14 protein-coding genes and 1 CRISPR repeat array are annotated in these 22,978 nt (G+C 49.0%); of the genes, 9 read left to right on the forward strand and 5 right to left on the reverse strand.

What is annotated here, in order from left to right:
- The first annotated feature begins 616 nt into the window (after window positions 1–616).
- Together F1593_RS10300 and F1593_RS10305 are read left to right on the forward strand one after the other, a co-directional pair.
- The gene (locus F1593_RS10300; protein ID WP_235932541.1) at window positions 617–2,200 is read left to right on the forward strand and encodes a hypothetical protein; all 1,584 of its coding nucleotides are present in this window, start codon (window positions 617–619) and stop codon (window positions 2,198–2,200) included.
- A 177-nt stretch (window positions 2,201–2,377) separates the two neighbouring features.
- Window positions 2,378–2,953: a hypothetical protein gene (locus F1593_RS10305; RefSeq protein ID WP_149401473.1), complete on the forward strand. Its 576-nt coding sequence runs from the start codon at window positions 2,378–2,380 to the stop codon at window positions 2,951–2,953.
- A gap of 267 nt (window positions 2,954–3,220) precedes the next feature.
- Here the strand turns inward: F1593_RS10305 and F1593_RS10310 are convergent, their stop codons facing one another.
- The gene (locus tag F1593_RS10310; RefSeq protein ID WP_149401474.1) at window positions 3,221–3,802 is read right to left on the reverse strand and encodes a TetR/AcrR family transcriptional regulator; all 582 of its coding nucleotides are present in this window, start codon (window positions 3,800–3,802) and stop codon (window positions 3,221–3,223) included.
- A 126-nt stretch (window positions 3,803–3,928) separates the two neighbouring features.
- The gene (locus tag F1593_RS10315) at window positions 3,929–4,414 is read right to left on the reverse strand and encodes a hypothetical protein (RefSeq protein WP_149401475.1); all 486 of its coding nucleotides are present in this window, start codon (window positions 4,412–4,414) and stop codon (window positions 3,929–3,931) included.
- Between the two features lie 555 nt (window positions 4,415–4,969).
- On the opposite strand from F1593_RS10315, the gene F1593_RS10320 reads away from it, so the two are divergent.
- Window positions 4,970–5,683 (forward strand): TetR/AcrR family transcriptional regulator, encoded by a 714-nt coding sequence (locus F1593_RS10320; protein ID WP_172632027.1) that lies wholly within the window; start codon window positions 4,970–4,972, stop codon window positions 5,681–5,683.
- A gap of 32 nt (window positions 5,684–5,715) precedes the next feature.
- Complete coding sequence (locus F1593_RS10325) at window positions 5,716–7,140, forward strand: cytochrome P450 (RefSeq protein ID WP_235932542.1); 1,425 nt, start codon at window positions 5,716–5,718, stop codon at window positions 7,138–7,140.
- A 761-nt stretch (window positions 7,141–7,901) separates the two neighbouring features.
- Here F1593_RS10325 and F1593_RS10330 read toward each other — a convergent pair.
- Window positions 7,902–9,128, reverse strand: a complete 1,227-nt coding sequence (locus tag F1593_RS10330) for a cytochrome P450 family protein (protein WP_149401512.1) — start codon at window positions 9,126–9,128, stop codon at window positions 7,902–7,904.
- A gap of 950 nt (window positions 9,129–10,078) precedes the next feature.
- Here F1593_RS10330 and F1593_RS10335 point away from each other — a divergent pair.
- Together F1593_RS10335 and F1593_RS10340 are read left to right on the forward strand one after the other, a co-directional pair.
- Window positions 10,079–13,132, forward strand: coding sequence for a hypothetical protein (locus tag F1593_RS10335; RefSeq protein ID WP_149401477.1), 3,054 nt, complete (start codon window positions 10,079–10,081; stop codon window positions 13,130–13,132).
- A 284-nt stretch (window positions 13,133–13,416) separates the two neighbouring features.
- Entirely contained in the window at window positions 13,417–14,292 is an 876-nt protein-coding gene (locus tag F1593_RS10340; protein WP_149401478.1) for an RNA polymerase sigma-70 factor, read from the forward strand.
- A gap of 314 nt (window positions 14,293–14,606) precedes the next feature.
- A CRISPR array of direct repeats spans window positions 14,607–15,010; the repeat unit is 37 nt; unit sequence CTTACAGGATCCTCTTTCGGATCGATTCCTCTGCAAC.
- A 430-nt stretch (window positions 15,011–15,440) separates the two neighbouring features.
- Here F1593_RS10340 and F1593_RS29815 read toward each other — a convergent pair.
- Both F1593_RS29815 and F1593_RS10350 read right to left on the reverse strand, forming a co-directional pair.
- Window positions 15,441–15,569, reverse strand: a complete 129-nt coding sequence (locus F1593_RS29815) for a PLD nuclease N-terminal domain-containing protein (RefSeq protein WP_149401479.1) — start codon at window positions 15,567–15,569, stop codon at window positions 15,441–15,443.
- Between the two features lie 31 nt (window positions 15,570–15,600).
- Window positions 15,601–19,110 carry a CHAT domain-containing tetratricopeptide repeat protein gene (locus F1593_RS10350; protein WP_149401480.1) on the reverse strand — a complete coding sequence of 1,170 codons (3,510 nt, stop codon included), beginning with the start codon at window positions 19,108–19,110 and terminating at the stop codon, window positions 15,601–15,603.
- 211 nt (window positions 19,111–19,321) lie between these two features.
- Between F1593_RS10350 and F1593_RS10355 the strand changes: the two genes are divergently transcribed.
- The 3 genes from F1593_RS10355 to F1593_RS10365 all read left to right on the forward strand — a co-directional run bounded on the left by F1593_RS10355 (window position 19,322) and on the right by F1593_RS10365 (window position 22,949).
- Window positions 19,322–20,005, forward strand: a complete 684-nt coding sequence (locus F1593_RS10355; RefSeq protein ID WP_149401481.1) for a hypothetical protein — start codon at window positions 19,322–19,324, stop codon at window positions 20,003–20,005.
- Between the two features lie 349 nt (window positions 20,006–20,354).
- On the forward strand, window positions 20,355–22,673 hold the full coding sequence (locus tag F1593_RS10360) for a PLL family lectin (RefSeq protein ID WP_149401482.1): 2,319 nt from the start codon (window positions 20,355–20,357) through the stop codon (window positions 22,671–22,673).
- A gap of 60 nt (window positions 22,674–22,733) precedes the next feature.
- Window positions 22,734–22,949, forward strand: coding sequence for a hypothetical protein (locus F1593_RS10365; protein ID WP_149401483.1), 216 nt, complete (start codon window positions 22,734–22,736; stop codon window positions 22,947–22,949).
- The last annotated feature ends 29 nt before the right edge of the window (window positions 22,950–22,978 follow it).

Below are 22,978 nucleotides of genomic sequence, written 5' to 3' on the forward strand. Positions count from 1 at the left end.
TTTTGGCGCACCTCGCTAAACTGAAAGTTATGGCATGGAAAATTCTAAACAATATTTAGCTTTAATGGATAAAAAAAGTGTAGTCAACACTCTTTTTTTGTCGATTAGAGCTAGCCTTTCATGATCTTCAACGAGGTAGCACAGAGAGAGATTCTCCCTAAAAATTTATTGTTCCTATGCTAAAACGCTTAAATGGAACAAAATTCGTCCATGATAATGAAAGAATATGAACGAGAAGGATACAAATGCCAGGGTCACTTCTTACGTTTATGGGGTGAAATAATACAAAATGCAACAACCGAGATGCTGATTTGAAACATGACTTCTAGTTCGATTGCTTGAAAAAGCTTTGAGACAATGCTATGTTAATAACATCATCCATTGCATATATTTTATTCGTAGAGCATATGTGAAATGCTTGTATATATTTGTTGCTTGTAGAGTGTTAGATAATTATTGTATTTGATAGCTAATGGATAAAATGAGTAGAGAACAGTCTGCACCGTCACGACGGCAATTTATACGCCCAATGTCGCCGCTGCGAGATATACTGTCAGGGAGTACTCCCGAGCCGCTGAAGCCCTACCCGCCATCTCAACCAGCAGCAAATAAGGAGATGTATCCAACGCAGTGGGACCAGCATCAGATAATGGCTGATAGGACCGCAGAGGCGTCGCGACAGCCATTATCTCCCCACGCCCTTATTTTGGAAAACCAGGATACCATTCCTACAGCGCAAATAAAACCGTCTGCATCCGTCAAACTCGCACCTCAAAATGAAGCTGATCATGCTAACATCTTTCGCACCTCACCGGGTGGCGTATCACAATTAGAGGATTTCACCTCGAAATCCTGGGCCATGCCGCAACACGTAGAGACATTACAGCCCGAGGAATCCCAGATGAATGGGACTCCAATAGAAACCGGACATGACTCCGCCTTATTATCGTGGATGATTCCTCCTCCGGCACCTCATCCACTACAAACACAAGAAACAAAGCGCCACGTCAGTCAGAAGCAGGGGCAAAAAAAGCAAAAACGACAAAATTCGCGCAAAAAGCGTGTCCCAGTCTGGCTGGTAGCGGTCAGCATCCTCACGATTCTGGCAATTGTGTTAACCCAGGGTAACGGCGTGGCCGGTGCGTGGGCCGCCGATGAGTTCCGTGCCATTGCCGGACCAGTGGCGGCCGCCCAGGTTGAAGCCTGGTATCTCAGTGCCCAAAACACGGCGAACAAATTGGAGTATCAGCTCGGCTTCCAACACATTTCCGCGCCCCACACGAAATTGAAGGTCGTAAAACTGGCCCGACCAGCAAAAGCCCTGCTAAAGCCGATGGCATTAACAGCCATGCAACCCATGCTCTTGCCCGCACTCGACGGCGAGGGAACATGGAATACGCTCGAAGCTGCGCCCGGAACCTATAACTACCTCCCACTGGATGCCAAAGCCTTTATTCGGCCTGATCCCAACACGTCTTATGCTGTTGTCTCGCTATTACAATTCGACGCACGTTTTATGAGACTGCACATTGTAGCGGGCACGCAAGAGCCAGGTGGGCCGCTCGCCATGTATGGCACCGGAATTATCCCTCAAGCGGATCAAGCAGGGAACGCGCTCCTTGCCACCTTAAATGGCGGATTTAAATATGCGGATGGTGCGTTCGGTCTGATGTCTGATGGTAAGGTGTATGTGCCGCCGCAACCAAATGCCGCCACCATTGCCATCACCAAAAGTGGAAAACTAATAATAGGGAGCTGGGGGGTCAATCCCCAACTCACCAGCAACAACAAAAATCTGGTCGCCTGGCGTCAGAATGCAGGATTGCTGATCGATAAGGGAGAGATCAGCACTCTGGCCAAAGACGGCGCAGCCTGGGGCGGCACAATCTTGAATAGCGAATACACCTGGCGGTCAGGGCTAGGGCTCACAGCCGAGGGCAACCTGATCTATGCCGCTGGCAATGCGTTGCTCCCGGAAACACTGGGGAAAGCCCTCAAAGCGGCTGGCGCAGTCATGGCGATGGAGATAGACATCAATCCATTCTGGACGCGAGCCTTCCTCTATCAACAGGACAAAAACGGGGCGCTCACCATCAACAAACTCAGCACCGATATGCAAGGGACCGGCAGAGAATACCTGACCCCCAACCTGCGCGACTTCTTCTATCTCACCCGCTACACCCCCACTCCCCCCAAATAAAAATTGGATACTGCATACATCAGGTTCAACAAAATGGAAGGAGAGATTATGGATGTAGACCCATTTTTCCGATTGGTTCTTTCTTTTTTGCACCTATTGGTGCTTTTTTTCTCTCTACATTTCTGGTAGTATATCCGCAAGGAATAATCTTTCGGCAAGGAATGAAAGGGAAAAACGATGTTAGCGTATGTGTTCTGGCACCAGCGGGCAAGTGAAATAGCGCGAGAGGAATACCAGGAAAAACTGGCCGCATTTCATCAGATATTGCAAGAGCGGCAACCAGAGGGCTTTGCGGGTTCAATGGTCCTGGAGATGCCACAGGTGCCGTGGATGTCGGCAGCGAGTGAGGTCTATGAAGATTGGTATCTGGTTGAGAATTCGGCTGCTCTTGATTTGTTGGATGAGGCAGCGGTTACCGGGATCTGTCGAGAGCCGCATAATCGGGTTGCACGCCTGGCTGATAATGGGACTGGTGGCCTGTATCGTTTGAAAGAGGAAACCATCGATCTTGCCCGACTGTCTGAAATTCGTTCCGCCATCTGGTTCAGTAAACCAACGGGCATGAGTTACGACAAGCTCTATGAAATTTTACAGCCGAGTCGAACTGAGCAGCCAGGCATCTTATGGCAGCGGCAGATGACAATGGGGCCAGCACTGGAATTCTGCATACATAGTTCACAGAAAAGCCTATTGGTGGATGAAATACAGGGAGTACAGGTAGAAGCACAACCAATCTTCACGCCTGGCCGATAAGCAAAGAAGGCCCGAACCCTTGCAGTCAATACCACTCAAAGAACGAGAAGGAAAGGCCAGCGAATGAACGACTATCAGCGATTAGCCCCCATCCAGAGAAATGCCAGTCACCTGATGGTTGCCTACCTCTTCCTACACAGGACGTGATTTGGTATCCACATCTCGGGATGGCGGAAAGCGAGAACATCCAGATTACAGCTCATGGAAGCGATCGTACCGACGCAGATGAACACCTAGTGAGGAAAAAGGAGAGAGCCCGTGCCATTCCTACCGACTCACCTTCAAGAGATCAACGATGCATTGAACATCTGGGACAGGAGCATCAGGAACCCACAGACGCATTTCAGCAATACCTTGAATAGCACCCCAAAAAGCGAGAGTTAAAGACCATGGATCTCCTTGTTTGATTTCCCCTAGGTGTTGCCCCTTGAGAATAAGCGGAATGCTGGCCCTCACCGCTTCCTGTGAACTCACCAACTGTTTGATCTGTTCGGGGATGGATTCCAGGGTGTTGATCTGATTGACCAGTAAAAACAAACGGGATGCAGCAGGCTCTTCCAGATACTGAAAACTCATCTCCACAATCTGTTCGAAAATGTGGAGCGGTGGGAATGGAGCAGCGAGGAGGTCCCTGGCTAATGACGTCCCCACAGAAGCAAGCGTGGCGAGTTCTTCTAAGATTGCCTGTTTGGTCGGAAAATAGTGAAATACCAACCCAACGCTGATATCGGCTTTTTCTGCAATATCCCTGACGGTCGTTCCATGATACCCCCTGCGGACAAATAGATCGAGGCTTACATCTAGTAGGTTTTGCCTTTGTTTCTCTTTTTGTTCTGCGCGTTTCCCCATGCCCTTCTGCACCTTCGTCTTTTTTCGTATGTGCTCTCCTCAGATTGTATCACAAGTTGCCTAACAGGCAAGCCCTCCGCCCCAGGACGCGAGGGCCGTGAGGCGGAGAGGCACAAGGTGATGTGCTTAGAAACTTTGCTGTCCCACTTTGTGGCGCGGCTGACGCAGAAGCTTGACCATGGCCACGTAGCAGAACGGGCTGAGGAGCACCGCGAGGTAGGTCAGGTAAATCCAGGGGAATTGCCCAACATAAAAGTCGTGTGGGCTGAGTGAGATCGGACTGGGGATCAGAACAAAACCCACAAAATCAACTGGCAAGGCAATAACTAGCCAGAGGGCACCTAAGGCAAGGGCTTCCTTGTAATTACTCCTTTGTTGGGCTCGCTGGCTAAAGTAAAAGGCGGCACCTGCCATCCAGCATGCCAGATTCATCAGTGGTTCATAAGGGAGGGTCAATTGAAAACCCAGATCTTTCATGCCAGCCGTTGCTGATGGGGCGTGCAGGAGCCCATCGACCAAAAAGCTAAATGCCACAGCTACAATGGTAACACCAATATAAGCTAAGAGAAATATGACCAAGGCCCGCTTGTAACGGAGTGTCTGTTTTGTCATAGTTGTTATTCCTTTACTTGATCTTATGAAAACTGCTATAGATTGATGAGCTTCTATGTAATGAACTAATGTACAATTGAAGCATGTGTAAGGATATGCACGTGATTTTGTCATTCTTCAGAGATGTTGTGAAGATCATCCCACCTGAGGGTGAACCTCGTTGCGAGCGCCCTGAAGAGATAGTCCATTTCATTAATCATTTGCTCAATGAGATAATACCATAAATATTCCGCAAAATCAATAATAATTGAGCAAATGATTAATGAAATTCGCTTGAGGCGGACATGTGGCAACGATCGCCCTCAAATCCCTTCTGCTGGAACGGGGAGACTTTAGTATCACCTTTTCAGATGACCCTGTTCGCAAGGTTCGTAGAAAACCCTCCGCATGAAAGCGAGAAAAGCTGGGCTTTCCAGCCCCTCTCGTTCATACATCAAAAGTCAGAAGTATTTGGCAAAAGAGGCCTTCTTTAAAGGATTGACATTTTACTTCAGTGAGTATATTATTGTGAATATTGAATGATTTTGAAAAATATTCAAACAAAAGTGAATGGCAATGAAAAAAATTGAGGCGCCCTCCAGACAGCAAGAGCGTGTGGAACTCATTTTACGTGTGGCTGCCGAACAACTTGTGCGCTGGGGCTACAAAAAAATAACCATTAATGATATCGCGCAGCAGGCCGGTATTGGGACGGGTACTATCTACCTCCACTGGAAGACCAGGGAGTCCCTGTTTCAGGCCGTGATGTTGCGTGAAATCAGCGCGGTCTGGGATGAGATGCTGGAACGTATGCGCCATGATTACAGGGAGTTTTATCCTCATCGCATGATGCGCTCCCTCTTGCTTATCACCATGCAGAGGCCGATTGCACATGCCATGTTTATCGGCGATGGAGAACTGCTGGGGAAGCTCGTGCAGAACAAGCTGGCAATACAGACGCGTATGATGCGTACGCCTGATCAGTTTGTTACCTTACTGCGCGATCAGGGGCTGATGCAAACGAACATGAGCGTGCATATGCAACAGTATGCTTTAAGTGCTGCTGTTACCGGCTTTTGCCTTGTTGATCCACTGATTGCTGAAGAAGACCGTGTATCGCTTGAGGAAAGGGTGGATGCTCTGGCTTATGTGATACGCCAATCCTTTGAACCTCCTGAGTTGGTAGCTGATGATGTGATGCGTGAAGTCGTGGCGCCCAGGATGCTCACGTTTTTTGAACAGATGAATACAGACCTTTCTCAACAGTTACAAATGATGATGTCTCTCTAAAAGAAATATGCTTCGCTGCATATTGGAGGTACATGATGGCAAAAAGCACAGTAATTTCGCAGACCAGATCGTCTCTTCCCGGTCCACAGGGCCTCCCACTGCTCGGTGGGAAAGTGGGTATGTTACAGCTTTATCAGCAACCTGTCACGTACTTACGACATATGTACAATACCTATGGCGATATTGTGGTGGTCACGAAGAATGATCCAATGTTTGTCTTCGCCTTTGGCCCTCAATACAATTTTCGCCTGCTCTCCGATCCAGATCTTTTCCATGTGAGCACTGATAAGACGTTTAAGAAGGTACCACATGGGACAGCACTGACCCGCCTGTGGTTCAATAATTTGCAGCGCATGAACGGGGATCAGCATAAGCAGCAACGCCGTTTGATGATGCCATCCTTCCATAAGAAACAAATTGTCCATTACCACAATGACATGATCGATCAGACACAACGTATGCTTGATCAATGGCAAGCTAACACTGGCAGTGAGCTGAATCTGTTACTGGAGATGCAGCGACTCACGCAGGCCGTGACTGTCAAGACGTTATTCGGGCTTGATGATGATGTAAAAGTGAAAAGCCTTGGCGATCAGATGCAGAATCTGGTAAAAATCACATCGCTGGGTTTATTGATACCGATCGATTTCCCTGGCTCACCATATCGCCAGGCATTGAAAGCTGCGCAAAAGTTTGAGGCGGAAATTCGTGCTATTATTGAGCAGAAGCGGGCGCAACCGGAGGCGACCGATGTCATGGCGATGCTGATCCAGGCGCACGATGAGGATGGCGAGAAGCTCAATGAGGACAATCTCATCGGCCACGCATTCGCCTTATATGTCGCCGGGCACGAGACGACCGCGAATGCTCTGACCTGGACGCATTTCCTGCTGGAGCAGCATCCACACTCCCTTGCCGACCTGCTCGATGAACTAGATGCGAAACTGCATGGCGCGCCCCCGACCATCGAGCAATTGAGTCAGTTGCCGCTGCTGGAAAGTGTTGTGAAGGAGAGCATGCGCCTGTTTCCTCCTGCAATGGCAGGTCTGAGAATTACGACTGAAGCATGTGAACTGGGGGGGTTCGAGCTCGCTGCCAACACGAATATCATGTATAGCGAGTTCATCACCCATCGTATGCCCGAGCTCTATGAGGAGCCAGATCGCTTCAAGCCTGAGCGCTGGTTGGCACTGGACCGTTCGCCCTATGAATACCTGCCTTTTAGTGCGGGACATCATATGTGTATCGCGGCGTCATTTGCCATGCAAGAATTGAAGATTGTGCTGGCGATGATGCTTCAGCGCTATCGCCTGGCGGTGCGGCCCAATGTGAAGATCTCCACGAATCTCAGGATGCATGCACAACCTGGCATGCCTGTCCGCATCTTCGCCCAGGATCGACAATTTAAGCGTACCCCGGTGCGCGGTCCAATCCAGAGCATGGTAGATATAAGGTAAATCCCAGGAGAAGCTTTTGCATAATTTCTAAGGCGGGCCATGCATAAATTCCGCCTTGCTCGTTGAACACAAACGGTGTCAGAATATCAATCGGTGGATCGATGTACTATGTATGTCTTGAGATAGCCCCACTCTTTTCCAGGAAGAGGTCACCGTTCTGTGGTTGAAAGGAATGATAAAACAAAAAGGGAGGGGAATTTGGCCACCTACTCCACCAAATGGGGGTGAAGCAAGAGCTCCCTGCCTGCTGACGGAATCTGTGTACTGATCCTGGCATGCTTGCAAGCGTTTTTTTGGGTGTGCACTACCATACCGCTTCATGAAGAGGAATGAAGGCGAGAGGAGCCATCCGTAGGAACCACCCTTCACGGGTGGAGGGCCACGATCCTCTCGCACTGGCTCTCCTTCCCGCCTGCTCTGGTGCGGCTTTGGGGCGTGATGGCAATGCCCCTCCGCCCGTGAAGGGTGGCATCTACGGATGCATCGGCATTCCACATTCTCCTTATTGAAGCGGTATGGGGGTGCACTCCCTCTTCAGATGGCGGCTGCACTCCGGTGCTGTCAACAAAGGGTGCCTCCTTTTTCTCTGGGTTGTCTTCCTCTTTCCCTCATTTGTTGGAGTAGGTGGGAATTTGGCACGCACCTACGTTTTTGATCATCATTCCAGGCATGTGAACCGTATTGGGGCACAGCCCTAGACCCCAGTCAAGGAGCTTGCTGCCCCTTGCATCCCCGCTTTTCAAATGAAAGGTAACGCAGTACTAGAACGTTATGGGCAGGCTCGTGAGGCCACGCAGGATAGGATTCTGGGTCCAGGTGAGTTGCGCAGCCGAACTTGCCTTTCGCAGGTTGGGCAGGCGTTGCAGTAAGGTGCCAATAGCGATCTGTCCTTCCAGACGCGCCAGGGGTGCTCCCAGGCAGTAATGGATGCCCTTGCCAAAGGCCACATGCTGATGCTCCTGGCGCAGAATATTCAGCACGGCTGGATCAGAAAACTGCTGCGGATCTGTATCCGCTCCGATCAAGGAAACAAATACCATCTCACCCTTGCGAATCACCTGACCATGTATGGAGATGTCCGAGCTTGCCCAACGCGGCGAGGAGAGACTCACCGGAGCTGTGTAGCGCAACAATTCCTCGATGGCTCCTGCAAGCAAGGTAGCGTCGGCACGGAGCAGACGCATCTGCTCAGGATGCTCCAGTAACGCCAGCATGCCGTTGCCGATCAAATTGACAGTTGTCTCATGCCCGGCAACGATGAGTAGGAAGATGGTGGAAATGAGTTCGGTTTCACTGAGGGTATCTCCACTTTCCTCAGCCTGGACCAGACCACTTATCAGATCACTGCCAGGATGGGCTCGCTTTTCGGCGAGGAACGTTTTAATATACTGGACAAACTCCTCCAGAGCAGCGAGCTTGTCCTCCATTTGAGGCCCTATAGGGGCATTCACGATCGTTTGCGTCCAGCTGCGGAATTGCGCGCGATCCGCGATGGGAATCCCCAGCATCTCTGAAATGACGGTGATAGGCAGTGGGAAGGCAAAGTCAGTAATGAGGTCCATCTTTCCCTGTGCCTCTACACCCTCCAACAGCTCGTCCGCAATCTGCTGAATACGTGGGCGGAGCTGCTCGATCATACGCGGCGTGAAGGCTTTGGAGACCAGACCTCGCAGACGGGTATGATCGGGTGGATCGACCGTGAGCATATCCCGCCTCCAGGTAATGAAGCGCGGGAGAACGGATGCGCCCTCGTCGACTGTATTCTGCCCCTCTGAAGGTGACGAGACTTTCTGTATGTCTTTGATGAAACGCGGGTCTTTGAGAAGCGCGATGCCATCATCATAGGTCGTCACGATCCAGCTCACCCCCGGTGCCAAAGGGCTGTTAAAAGGGATGAGTGGCCCCTGTTCACGTAAACGAGTATAAAAGGCAATCGGGTCGTGCTTGGTTTCTTGCGCGAGCAAATCGGCGAAGGTAATCTGTCCCATCGTGTTCAGCTCCCATTCATTCATCCTTATATTCACATCAATAGTCTGTCTACGAGCGTCATGTCCTAATCAATAAGAATGGGTATAACATAGATTCTTATGAAACGCAACGGTTTCGTACCAATTCTCAGGGCCGTTTAAAAGCATGTGCGAGAAAAGCGCAGAAACCGAGAAAAGCGCCAATGTCTCTTTTCTGCGTGAGTTCATTTCATTCCATTTTCTGGGCGAGTATGCTATAGTTCATGAAGAGCTCATCCTTACATTTTGACAAAGTGTTTGATTCCCATCACCAGCGGGATCTTGCTGCTGACTCGCTGGCAGGCGCTTGCGCTCCAGCGCCCTTTTTAGTGTGTGGTGCAGGAAAGGTGCTGTGCACCTTTCCTCCACCACACACTAAAAAGATATTTGAGCACCGCAGGTGCGAAACCTCATACACAGAGATCGTAGAGAGCATGGGAATCAAGCACTTTCTGAGCTCGACTTTGTACAATTTTGAAAACGTGAGCTCAAAAATGCGTCACACTCGCCCTTTTTCTCAGGCTCAAAAGCCTAAAAATGTACAAAGTCGAGCTGAGCTGTTAGAAGATTCCCATTGTAGCAAGATTGGATTCTTTTATTTCATTCCTTTGGGACTTTGGAACTTTTAAATAGTCCTGTGTGCGGGGCTTGACATAATATTGACATATTTATATAAATATGTCAATATTATATAAATAAGAATATATTTTACTACTACTGTAACAATTGAAAGTTCTAAAGTATATTGCCGGGAGCAATATACTAACACGTGTGAGGCAACTGGACTACACCTTTGCATTACGATTTACTAATAAGCATTGCAGGATTAATTTACTTATATACTTTATTTTGCAGATAATAGGGCAGAGGGAAACACCATGGCTTTAGAATCCAGGCTAACGACAGGGTTCATACCCAGGGAGTTAGAGGCAGTGGCGTTAGAGGAAGTAGGGATCAAACCCAAGATAAATGATAACAAGCCCGAAGGTGATGATGCCCCCAAGCTCAAAGGTGATGATGCCCCCAAGCCCAATGATGAAAATATCGCCAGGCCCAAAGGTGATGATGCCCCCAAGCCTAATAGTGAAGATGCTAGCAAGCGCCCGGAGGAATTTGGTAGAAAAAAACTTCAAAAAGGAGACAACTCACCAAAAAATATCAAATTAGTTCGTGACCTTGCGACGAAGTTTAATGATGCCAAAGAAATACCACAAGAACTAATAGACACAGTGAGAAAAAAGTCTCTCTCTTCTTCACCTGTCCCCAAACCATTTTATAAGGATTTGCTAAATGTTACCGAACTAGCACAGCAAAAGGCACCCATTGAATCGTGGGCGGAGGTGGGTGCTGCGGAAAAGGCCTTGCAGTGGTATCGCAATTACACGAGAACTAACAACATTGATAGTAAAAGTATTATAGATAATGCACAACAATATTTAACTGATAAAAGAATGTCGTTGCCGACACCCAGGGAGATGGCCTTTAACCTGATTTCCACTGACAAGGTCCCCTTTGACCTGACTTCCTCTGACAGGGTCCCTTTTGACCTGACGCGTTTTGATAAGGATATTTCTACGTCAGAATCACAGCCATCTACATCCGCTGCTAAGACGATAGAAATCACTAAAATGCAAAGAACTGCCAATGATGAGACCTCAAAAATAAATACACAGTATGCAGTTTTTGCAGAGCAGTATCTCCCTGCACTTGCTGAAAAAATTACAAAAAAAGAAACCTATATTGGTAGAGTCGCCAATCCCGATAACGACAAGATGCGAGCAGAGATCATGCCAGGTGAGACGCCTAATGCAGCATCTCAGATAGCTGATAGAGATATCATAGAAAAAAAATTAGGGAGGGTAGAGGAATCTCTCAGACAAATAGATGTAGAGAAACATAACTTGTCGACCATAAAAGATAATCGTATAGCAATCGAGCAAAAATTAAGCGAGACAGGACGTATATCGAAGTTCTTTAGTTACTCTCTTCGCAAATTGGAAAGAAGCATTCAGAATTTGCCAAATGATGAAGCTATTGATAAAAGATTATCAGACATTGAGGAGCGGGAACAGAAGAAACTGGTTACAGGTAAAGCACTCCTCTATGCACTTGGTAAAGGAGAGGCGAAGGATGAAACATATTATACAGCATATCTCTTGAGGCAACAAGAAAAATTGAAAGATATGCAACTACAATTCACAAAAGTAGTTATGGGCAACAATATAGAGGCAATAGGTCTCAAATTTGATCAGCTTCACACCACTGATACCTTGTCTGATCAAAGCGCAGGATTGCAGATGCTCAGCTCATTTGTCAAAGATAATTACGTCCCTAAGCTGTTTGACGGCTTATCTACTCACCTTTGGATCGGAGAGCCAATGATGTACGAGGGATTGGGAATCACGGTCGCTCTCCAGAACCACGGCGTTGGAGTGAATTTTGGGGCAACGATAGCGGATAGAGAGGGGGGATATAGTACATTAGGCGTTCTCTACCTTGTTAATACTGCTATACATGCTGTAAAAGGTTTCGCAAGCTATAAATTGCAAGGACGCTATGAACGAGCACTACAACAATTCAAACAAGGCTTTACAGAAGAGCAGTTTTATCAGGTGAAGCAACTTCCAGACGAACACCAGTGGATTATCAATCGAGACGAAATCTCCCAGAAGAAGCAAAAATCTCCCTTCAAGATTGATTATGATAAAGCGTGGAACCGCTATAAAGCCCTTTCAAAGCCTTCAGAAGAGAAGGGGCAGGAGGGCGTTTTATTACCCGCAGATAATCTCAAAAAGCATGATCTTGAATCCCGACAGCAACTTAAAGAGATATTGTTCTTGCATATGATGAAACACTATCGGGGTATCAAACCATTCAAACGTTCTATGGAAAGTGTGGCGACTTCTCTGGCTTTTGGGGCCGGAGCTATTACCTATGCAACGGTTGGCCTGGGGGCAGGAGTGTTCGGGTATGCAGCGGCTGCTCTGGCGCATGTAGCTATAACGGATACGAGATATTTTAAACATGACATGCGTGGCAGACACGCGCGCGCGATAATTAAAAGCGAAAATTCCATAACAAGGGATATGGCAACAATAATAGATCAGACAGAAACAGGTCAAGAGATAAAGGCTGCAAAGGCGGAGATTGTTGGTGCTAATAAGCAATCCTGGCTTTCTACGAAGAAGACGGAGAAGACAGCAGAGAATAGTCAGCCTACCGAGCGTGGCACAAATAATGATGGGAAAATAGATAAAAAATATGTGCCCGATGATAACGTTGCAGCCGAAAATCGGCGTTACTATGATGCTATTAATCGTGCCTTGCAGAGGACAGAAGAGGTTGTACAAAACAAGCACACCTTCTTCTCGGAAAATGTGAAAAAACAATATGTTGATGATCTTTTTGATAGGAATCTAAAGGAAGAACTGAATCAACTGGCCAGGGATGAAGTTAAAGCAGAGTCGTGGTTTTCTATGCGCAAGCGCTTTAATCCTGATAGGGATGAGGAAACACGGCAGAAGCTCAGTTTTTGTGCTCAAACTGCTTCAGAGATGGTCAGAAACCTGTTGTCTTCTTCAGAGAAGACCCCTCAACAGAATGCTCATCTTTCTCAGGTGCCCTCCGAGCAGCAAAAATCTATCAACATCCATGTGTTAGAGGCGGTTTCTGAGAAGGATGCTCTCGATAAGCTGGCGGCCAGGGGCTTTACCTTTACTGATCCAACAGGAATGAAGCACGAACCAACAGAAGTTATGGATGCTTTTGTACGCTATAAAACGGCCATGGCACTGCTTACCGACGGTGGCGCAATCAAAGCGGAGAAGAATATACGCGGAAATATCAGGAAAGCGGCAATGTCTATAAATAAGATAGCAGTATCTAAAAACACCGGTAACGAAGATACAAAGATAATAGAAGAAAGTCCGTTTGAGGGTCTGGAAAAACGAACTGATGCCGCGATGAAAGGTCTTCCCATAAGCTGATATTCTTTATATCCTTGCATGAGATATCCTTGCGTGAGAGTTGCCAGCAAAGCACTAACAAAGTGTTTGATTCCCATGCTCTCCACGATCTCTGTGCATGAGGTTTCGCACCTGCGGTGCTCAAAACAGTTTTTAGTATGTGGTGCAGGAAAGGTGCAGTGCACCTTTCCTGCACCACATACTAAAAAGGGCGCAGGCGCGCACGCGCCTGCCAGCAGGTGAGCAGCAAGATCCCGCTGGTGATGGGAATCAAGCACTTTGTAAGAATGAGAAATGAATAGAGGATGAACAAACCACAATACACTGCGCAAATCTTTCAGCACTATCGCCTGCTTCTCTTCTCCATCGCCTATCGTATGCTTGGCAGCGCAACCGACGCCGAGGATATCGTCCAGGATGCTTTTCTGCGCTGGCTTCAGGCCTCCGACAAAGATGTGCAGTCTCCCAAAGCCTATCTCTCAACGATTGTTGTCCGCCTCTGCCTCAATCAACTGAACTCGGCCAGAGAACAGCGAGAGGTCTATGTGGGTCCCTGGCTTCCCGAGCCCATAGCAACGGGCCAGATGCCTGAACTGGCTGAGACAGTTGCGCAGGCAGAATCGCTTTCGCTGGCCTTTCTCTTGATGCTGGAAAAGCTCAATCCTCTGGAGCGGGCTGTTTTCCTCCTGCACGAGGTTTTCGAGTACGAATACAGTGAGATCGCCGCCATCGTCGAAAAAAGCACAGTCAACTGCCGCCAGATCTTTCACCGCGCCCAACAACATCTTGATAAGCACCCCGCACGATTCTCAGCCTCACGCGAGCAGCAGGAGCACATCACCAACAGTTTTCTCCAGGCCAGCCTCAACGGTGATATGCAGGAACTGCTCAGCCTGCTAAGCAACGACATTGTCTCGATGGGCGATAGCGGCGGTAAAGCCGCGCTGAAAGCTGGCCTGTTGCCAATCTATGGATCCCAGAAAGTCTCCCGTGGCTATCTTGGTGCCCTGCGTAGCTTACCCCCCGGCGTGGTTACACGTATCACCGAGGTCAACGGCCAGCCAGCCATCGTCGCCTATCTCAACGAAAAACCTGTCGGTGCAATTCTCTTCCAGATCAAGAACGGGCAGATTTCGCAGCTCTATTACATAGTCAATCCTGATAAGCTGAACTGGTTGTAACCGTGGCCGAACTGTACTCACCTGGATCTTGATCAGGGTTATCGGTACCATCCCTATCAACAGTGCCACACTCACCTGGCAGCCGGGCGCGCCACCAAAGAATTGGAAAGCGCTCGTCAACCACGCGGAGCGGTTCCATATTGTTGATGTCTGGGCGGCAGTCATGGCATCTGCGTGCTTCTTGACTAGCCGTGGCACTCAAGCTAGCCACTCATCGAGCATTGAGAAAGCAGCCTCAATTCATGAAACAGATATACGTGACATATCTCATCGCAACACGCTCGGCTTTGTCTTTATGACGGAAAGCCTGACTACTTACAGGATCCTCTTTCGGATCGATCTCTCTGCAACTTCAAGAATGCTTGAAGAATATTCAAGCCTGGCCCCATCTTTCAGGATCCTCTTTCGGATCGATTCCTCTGCAACCCCAGACTATCCACCATACATCGTACTTGAGCCAGCTTACAGGATCCTCTTTCGGGTCGATACCTCTGCAACTAATCTGCCAGAAAGCCGAAGAGAGAAACATATATTCTTACAGGATCCTCTTTCGGATCGATTCCTCTGCAACTCATAACGCGATTGTCCCCATGCTGGCCGGAAAGAATGCTTACAGGATCCTCTTTCGGATCGATTCCTCTGCAACATCAATAGCCTTGATAAGCGTGTTGATAACAAAGTCTTACAGGATCCTCTTTCGGATCGATTCCTCTGCAACCGAGGGCTTTGTCAGTACTTTTTTTGACACATATGCCATTGAGATTGAGCAAGGCCCTTGTTTTGGCTTCTCAGAGCTACATGTTCTCTCTTGTTATACGCGATTTTGGCGTTGTGGTCAAGCTTTTTCGAAAATCGATTTTTGTCTGCAAACAAGAGAGGATTTTCGGATGCACTTTTGCGTTTTAAATCCATTCATACTATCTTATCCATGGTGTCAGGGAGCCAATCAGGACTGATTTCTGTCCTGATTACGAGGGATATCTGGATACTAGCGTGTTTGAGGAAGGGAGAATAGACTATCTACAAAAACAGGGCTAGCTCACACAGATGGCTTCTCACCTGTTCGCTTTGCTCCAAAAACAGGTGAGAAGCCATCTGTCCATTATGGCGAGAATCCTGATGACTGGAAGGTCTTTCTGAATGATCTTCTACGGTGTCTGTTTTTTGGGGCGCCCGATAAGGGCGTAGAGAATGGCACCGATGATGTGACTGAAGAGGATAAAAAGGAGCCAGAGAACTTTCTGGTCGAGTTCAGACACCCGTTCGTTGGTCTTCATAAGGCTGATTATGTTAGAGTACGCTCAATTGCTACCAGCCGATCACCTGAAATCCGGCCCAATAGTAGGGATCTGCATATGGTTGAGCAAACGGATCCTCTTTTTCCGCATCAAGACGGACGATGACCTGGGCATCATCATCGTGCCAGCGCAACGATCGTCCCCGCACAGTAATGCGTTGCCATGAGCGCGTGATATGCTGCTCTGGTAATCGTGTCATGGGGACGAACCCGGTAGCCATTGGCATTGTTCTGTACCACACGGCTAATTCTGCGTTCGTAACACAACGCAGCCATGTCTGTGCGCGTGTTAAAGCCATTACAGGTGGTTCCTGTTCCAGGTGGGGGAACCATTCCTGAACAAAGCGTACCATCAGGAGATATGTTGCCTTATCATCGACTGCCCATTGCGCGGCAATCACGGCCTGTGCTCCTGCCTGAAGCATCGCAACAGCCAGGCTATGGGCCTCATCACGGGCTCCTTGCAAATCGAGCAACGCAGTCTGGCAAGCGGAGAGAAGCAACAGACGTACCCCCCGTAAATCAGCGAGATGATTAAGCATCTCTGCCATGGTGATACGTCCTTTCCCCGCCAGGAGCAAAGCGGATTGTAAGAAGTCCTGCGTATCAAATATCCCATGACAACACACATTTACAATCCATCGACTCTTAAGTGCGGCAAGCAATCGCTCACGGGTAGCCCGTTTTTTGAGATGAACCTCGGCAGGGAGGGCTGCGCGACGAGCCAATGTGGTGAGAGCCAGCGCCTCTGCCTCACTCCAGCCCAAATTCTCATGAGGATCACCGAGAGTTGCGATACCAGCCCGATGGCTGCGCAATGGCGTTGTGCGGAGGAGAGAACGCGCACTGGGAGCTACACTGGTGGGAAATATCTCTCCTACTAACCGTCCATCTGCAAGAATAGTAGTAGTCAAAGGAAAGGATGCAAGCTGTCCACAAGGGATAATCGTGAGGCTCGTCGTTCCCTGCTCTTGCAGCCAGGTCATCACAGGAGAGAGAACTGAAGAACTCAGCAATTGCAAGCATCTGCTGAGTTCTTGTTGGAGGAAAAAAGCATCGAAGGTGGCGGCTAAGAGATGACGGTCTTCACGAGTGAGCGAGGTAAGCGGTTGGTAGGCCAGTGCAGCAAACAAGGGACAAGTCATTGCTCTGTGTGTAGCCTCCTCCATAGTGCTATGCTGCTGTGCGTTGCGACATGCAGTCTGTAATGTTTGTACCTTAGACTGCAATGTTTCCCCTTCCCACTCTTGACACAGGTGCTCAAATCCTTCTCCTATCTGAGCAAGCATAAAGCCGCCAATGAACTGTTCTGGTCCGCTGCTTAAGCGTGTCTCAATTAATGAATTGACAAATGATTCAGTCAGATCTGGCAGATCCAGGGAGGCAAATTGAGATGAAGATGATTTTTGTCCACGTCCACCATGGGCTGCCACCGCTACTCCACCCCATGGAGTTGCTACGAGATACACCAGGGTATGTCCTGGCCCAATATGAGTGGCAGCACGAAGAATGGTTGTAGCATCAAGAGAAGTGCTCAAAAAATCGTCGGGGTCATGAGCGTCACGGATCTCTGTCACAAGCGCATCAAAGGTAGCTTTGACATGTCGGTATGTGCCTGTACGCTCTAGATCCAGATGACGTCGCCCATGCTCATCCAGATCATGTGGGATGAGTGTATGGAGGTCAACTTGCGCGGCAACCAACTCTGCTCGTGTAGCCGTATAGCGTGACCGGCGTGCTTCCTGAGTGATGAGAGCCGGATCAGCAGCATCAAAGGCCATGGCTTCGGCGAGTCCGCGAGCACGCCCTTGTTCGATAACGACGGCTGCCTCTCTCACCTGTCCTAAACGATGAAACACATACCCTTGACGCATAGCAGCATCGCGCCCCTCTTTAAGAATAGCATCGCGTCCCAGAGTGCCAGTTCCAAGGATGATCAGCAGGTCTTCAGCCTGTAGCGCAGCGGCATAGGCAGCCTGTGCCTCTTTCCAATTTGCACGTTGGGCCTCGATTTCGGCAAGTTGCAAAAACACCTCACGAGCCACGCGTGGAAAAGCTTCTACAGTAGAGATGCGCAAGGCTTCATGAAAACACATGATAGCTTGTTGGAGGTTTTCCCTTTGCTCTCCTACAAAGCGCATTCTATATGTAATACCCAGATTCAGCTGTATGCTAGCATAGTAGAATGGAAAGGCATCCAGCGTCCACACACGTAGGGCTTCATGAAAACAGGCAATCGCTTGTTCAAAGTTTTCCTGCCGTTTACCCGCTACACGTTCCCGATAGGTATTGCCAAGGTTTTGCTGTGCCATGGCGTAAGAGAACGGAAAGGCATCCAGCGTCCACACACGTAGGGCTTCGTGGTAACAAACGATTGCTCGCTCAAGGCTTTCCCGTCGCTCTTCCACAAGACATTCATGATAAGCAACACCCAGGTTGTTCTGCGTTCGTGCATACTCGAATGGGAAGGCATCCAGCGTATGCACACGCAAGGCTTCATGAAAACAAACAATCGCTCGCTCAAGGTTTTCCCGTCGCTCTCCCGCTACACGTTCCCAATATCCCAGACCAAGATTGTTTTGTGCTCTTGCATACTCGAACGGGAAGGTATCCAGTGTATGCACACGCAAAGCTTCGTGATAACAAACAATCGCTCGCTCAAGGTTTTCCCGTCGTTCTCCCGCTACACGGTCTTCATAAGCAACACCCAGACTGTTTTGCGTTGTCGCATACTCGAGTGGGTAGATGGCAAGAGTGCGTACACGCAAGGCTTCGTGATAACAAGCAATCGCCTGCTCTAAATTGTCTCGTCTCTTTCCAGTAGTATACTCCCAGTACGCACGAGCCCGGCTGTGTTGCGCTTTTGCATATTGATAAGGATAGTCGACCAGAGTATAGATACGTAAGACTTTCTCACACAGGTCGATTGCTGTTTCGAGCGCCTGGATACGATCAGCGTGGGGATGGTATATCCAGGCGCTGGCCAATTCATAACAGAGAGTCGCAAGAAGCTCTGGTGATGTGCTTGCATTTCCTTGAACTTGTTCCAACGCTTCCTCTAAAAGAGCTACACGCATCTCTGCTGTTTCGTCTGGACGATTTAGCATGAGCAATTTGGACACCTGTTGCGCGACCGTTTCCAGCCAGGGCGGCAGGTCGAGACCAAAGCCACCATACAGATTCACATAGGCTTCACGAACAGCCTCTACTGTTCCTCCACGCCTTTTCGCATCTTGCAGCAGAATGGAAGCCTCATAGTTTCTTTGCGCTTGCTCTGTATCTTCGAGTTCCTGGGCACGTTGTCTGCGAAGAATCTGTTCATTGTACTCAGTGAGCAGAACACTATGGTTTTCGAGAAAGCAACGTTGTTCACGCGTGGTTGGAAGATCCAGCCACAACTGGAGCAGATAGGGATAACCACCAGGAAGATTTGAGGACAGAGCGGGAGGAAGCGCTTGAGAAGAAGTGGCATTTTCGCTGCTGATCGTAGTATATGCTTCCTGATAAACACGTTCATCCATGAAGTCTATCACTCCTTGAGCAGAGCTGTGTATGCATGTGTTCCTTAAACTATGATTGCGTTTTCGAATGCAATAGAAGCTAAAATAGATATTAATATTATAACATGATGTTACATATTTTTCAAAATACTAGTCACATATCTGTGACTAGAAAAAAAAGCAGAAAGACAGCTATAGTAGAAACAAAAGGAAGGAAGGAGAGGAGAAACCTATGAAGCAGCATGCAGAGGAGAGTGCACGATGGAATCTCTTTGCACGTGAACTTGAGGATCGCTTGCGTGAGCATGGATGGAATTTCAATGATCTGGTGAGCGAGGCAGGATTGCATCCAGAGAAAGTTCGTCGGCTCAAGCGATCGTTGATACAACCCAAGTTTCATATCCTCAATCCCGAAGAACTTGAGCAGGTGAGTATGTGCTTTGCCTTCACGGGAGATGAACAAATTCGACTCCGTGCAGCGATTCTCGCGACAGCGGTAGAGGAAACACTCATGAACCGCATCGATCCAGAGAATGCTCTGCATGCCGCAGAGGAATTGTTTCCAGTGTTGATCAGGGCATTACAGCAACGCTTTGGGCAGTTCAGAGGCTTAGCGGCAACAAGGAGAATGCTGGTGATTGAGGAATCATCACCCATACATGAGGCAATAGATCTGATTTTAGAGCGCTTTGATCAGGCGATGCTGGCATTGTACCTGAGCCGACAAAGCCAGAGAGATTATGAGCATTTGGAACAGGCAACCCTGGCACACACACGATTCGCAGATGTCTTGTCCGACTTAAATGCTTTATGCGCAGCAGATCCGTCACTGGCGAGGGATGAAACCTGGCTTTTCTGGCACCAGGAAACGCAAAAAAACTTGCAGGCGGTTGAGGAAGATCTCTCACCACTCTGACCATAAGTATACGATTTCTACGAAGATACGATCAAAATCTGATTTTTTTCATTTTTGTAGAGCATTAGCATCTTACGCTATAATTCGGGCGTAAGTAGAGAGTGCTACGATTTTCATACGTATTATTTGGATCTCCGTCCTTGCGGGTGAAAGCGGGGTACAGGGGCGGCAGCTCATGACGGAGCGCGATGGCAGGCATGCCGGGGGCATGACAGTCCTCGCAAACTCTCCTTCCTCTCAATCCCCCGGAAGGAGAGAGAGCCTATTATTTGCCAAAAAGTACGTATCTTGTTTCATACATTTCAATACTTTCTTAGCGATTATCAATGCACATGAAAGGAATCATAGTATGCACATTCAAAAACCGTTGTCTGCCCATCGTTTTTCCTGGCACGGAATCTCCTGTGGACAAGCGATAGTGCTCCTGATCAGCCTGCTTTTTATGGGCCTGGCAAGCATGATAGCTACTCCCGCTTACGCAGCATCAACTTCAACAATTCCTAAATCGACATATATCAATAAGACACTGGGTTTTAGCTTACAACTCCCCACAGGCTGGGTAGCCACACCGCATACGAGTATCCACAATACTGGCAATGCTGATGTGATCTTTACAAATACTGCATTACCAGGTACACACCTGGAGATCAACGTTGAACGTAGTTCAGCTGCCCCGGCCAATTTCGCTCGGCAAGGCAAAGCGAAATTGGCCATTGGCGGTTACCCTGCATTTCAAATGGATACGCATGGAGGAAAAAATGTCGCTTTTCCTTGCCTGGTACGTGTTCTGTTGGCACATAATGATATAGTGACAGCCTCATGGTGTGCGAAAGATGCCTCTGCCCATGTTGCACAATTTGAGAGCATGCTGGCAACCTATCATGATCATGCTATTACATCAGCGAACTCAAAGGCAATGCCTCAAACACAAACCCCGGTTAATTCTGTACAGAGCTGTGGCCAAATCATGCAAAATCCTGGTCCAGAGATGTGGGGGAATTTTCCTACCGGTGATGCGACATTTGGGGGACAGATGGTCTCTCCGAACGATCCCAATTGGACGAACAGTTTTGGTGAAGGAGTTGCGGTCTGTAACGACTACTATTCTGGTGGCGGATATATGTGGGAGTCCAGCTATCTGTTCCAGTGTACAGAATTGGCAAACCGTTTCATCAATGAGGAGTGGAATCTTCCCGAAATTGGGGTTGATGCGTTTGCCTACTACGACTCCTACCAAAATGGGGTTGAGGTGCCAGGTGCAGCACGTGGAGCCGGATATGGCGCGACACTTGTTGATGACGCAAGCCAGGGGAACAACTCGGCTCCCCCTGTTCCAGGTGATCTCCTGGTTTTCCAGGATGTCACCGACGGTGTACACTGGACCTCTGGCCAAATCGCAGGCGATCCTGGTCATATTGTTGTCGTTACCGGTGTAACGTCCAACACAGTAAACGTCGTACAGCAGAACTGGCATAATGGTGAAACCCATTCTTTTGCGCTGGAACACCTGAGCAACGGATATCACATCGTCGATAATAGCGGCTGGACTGGCCGTATCACTCGTGGCTGGATTCATTTCTCAGCGAATGGGGGCAGCGGGACTCCACCACCTCCCACTCCATCCAAAGCAAATGCGTCACCGACCTTGATTACCTATGCCGATGGCTCCAAGGATCTTATTGCCGTTGGCTCAGATGGGCGCATGTGGCACAACTGGACCTCCAGCTCTAATAAATGGATCGGGTGGAACTGGTGGAGCAACAGCACTCCTTTTGCGAATGCAACTCCGACGCTCATCAAATATGCCAATGGCTCTATGGATCTCATTGCGGTAGGCTCGGATGGACGTATGTGGCACAACTGGACCTCTGGCTCCGAAAATAGCTGGATCGGCTGGAACTGGTGGAGCACCAATACTCCCTTTGCTGCCGCCGCCCCCACTCTGATCACCTATGCTGATGGCTCCAAGGATCTCATCGCCGTTGGCACTGATGGACGTATGTGGCACAACTGGACCTCCAGCTCCAATAGCTGGATCGGCTGGAACTGGTGGAGCACCAATACTCCCTTTGCTGCCGCCGCCCCCACGCTGGTTACCTATGCTGATGGCTCCAAGGACCTCATCGCCGTTGGCACTGATGGACGTATGTGGCACAACTGGACCTCCAGCTCCAATAGCTGGATCGGCTGGAACTGGTGGAGCACCAATACTCCCTTTGCTGCCGCCTCGCCAACTTTGATTACGTACACCGATGGCTCCAAAGATCTCATCGCCGTTGGCACTGATGGGCGTATATGGCACAACTGGACCTCCAGCTCCAATAGCTGGATCGGCTGGAACTGGTGGAGCACCAATACGGTCTATGCTACAGCGCCAACAACCCTGATCACCTATACCGATGGCTCCAAGGATCTCATTGCCGTTGGCAAAGATGGGCGCATGTGGCACAACTGGACCTCTGGCTCCGAAAGTAGCTGGATCGGTTGGAACTGGTGGAGCACCAATACTCCCTTTGCCGCTGCTGCTCCAACCCTGATCACCTATACCGATGGCTCCAAGGATCTCATCGCGGTAGGCTCGGATGGGCGCATGTGGCACAACTGGACCTCCAGCTCCAATAGCTGGATCGGCTGGAACTGGTGGAGCAACAATACTCCCTTTGTGTAGCTCTCTCTTCATTTGACATGAAATGGGGCACAGCTCTTTGAGCGTGCGGGGAGCCACCTCTTGCTGGCTCCCCACATCTTACTGCTTCTCCCTGAGGAAATGATCACGGCCCCCTGGGAAGACGAAACAAACGACGCCCCGACCATTATCCTCCCGTACCAATCTGACTTCTATGGACCCCCAGACTGGCAGGGCGTGTCACAGCCAGAGAAGCGGCTTGAGGCACTCCTTCCTGGGGAATCGTCCTGTATACAGTCCTGGTGGCACCAGGCATGATATTCCTCTTAGCGAGAGAGCCTCTTTTG

The organism is Dictyobacter arantiisoli (genome assembly GCF_008326305.1).
Taxonomy (GTDB): Bacteria; Chloroflexota; Ktedonobacteria; order Ktedonobacterales; family Ktedonobacteraceae; genus Dictyobacter; species Dictyobacter arantiisoli.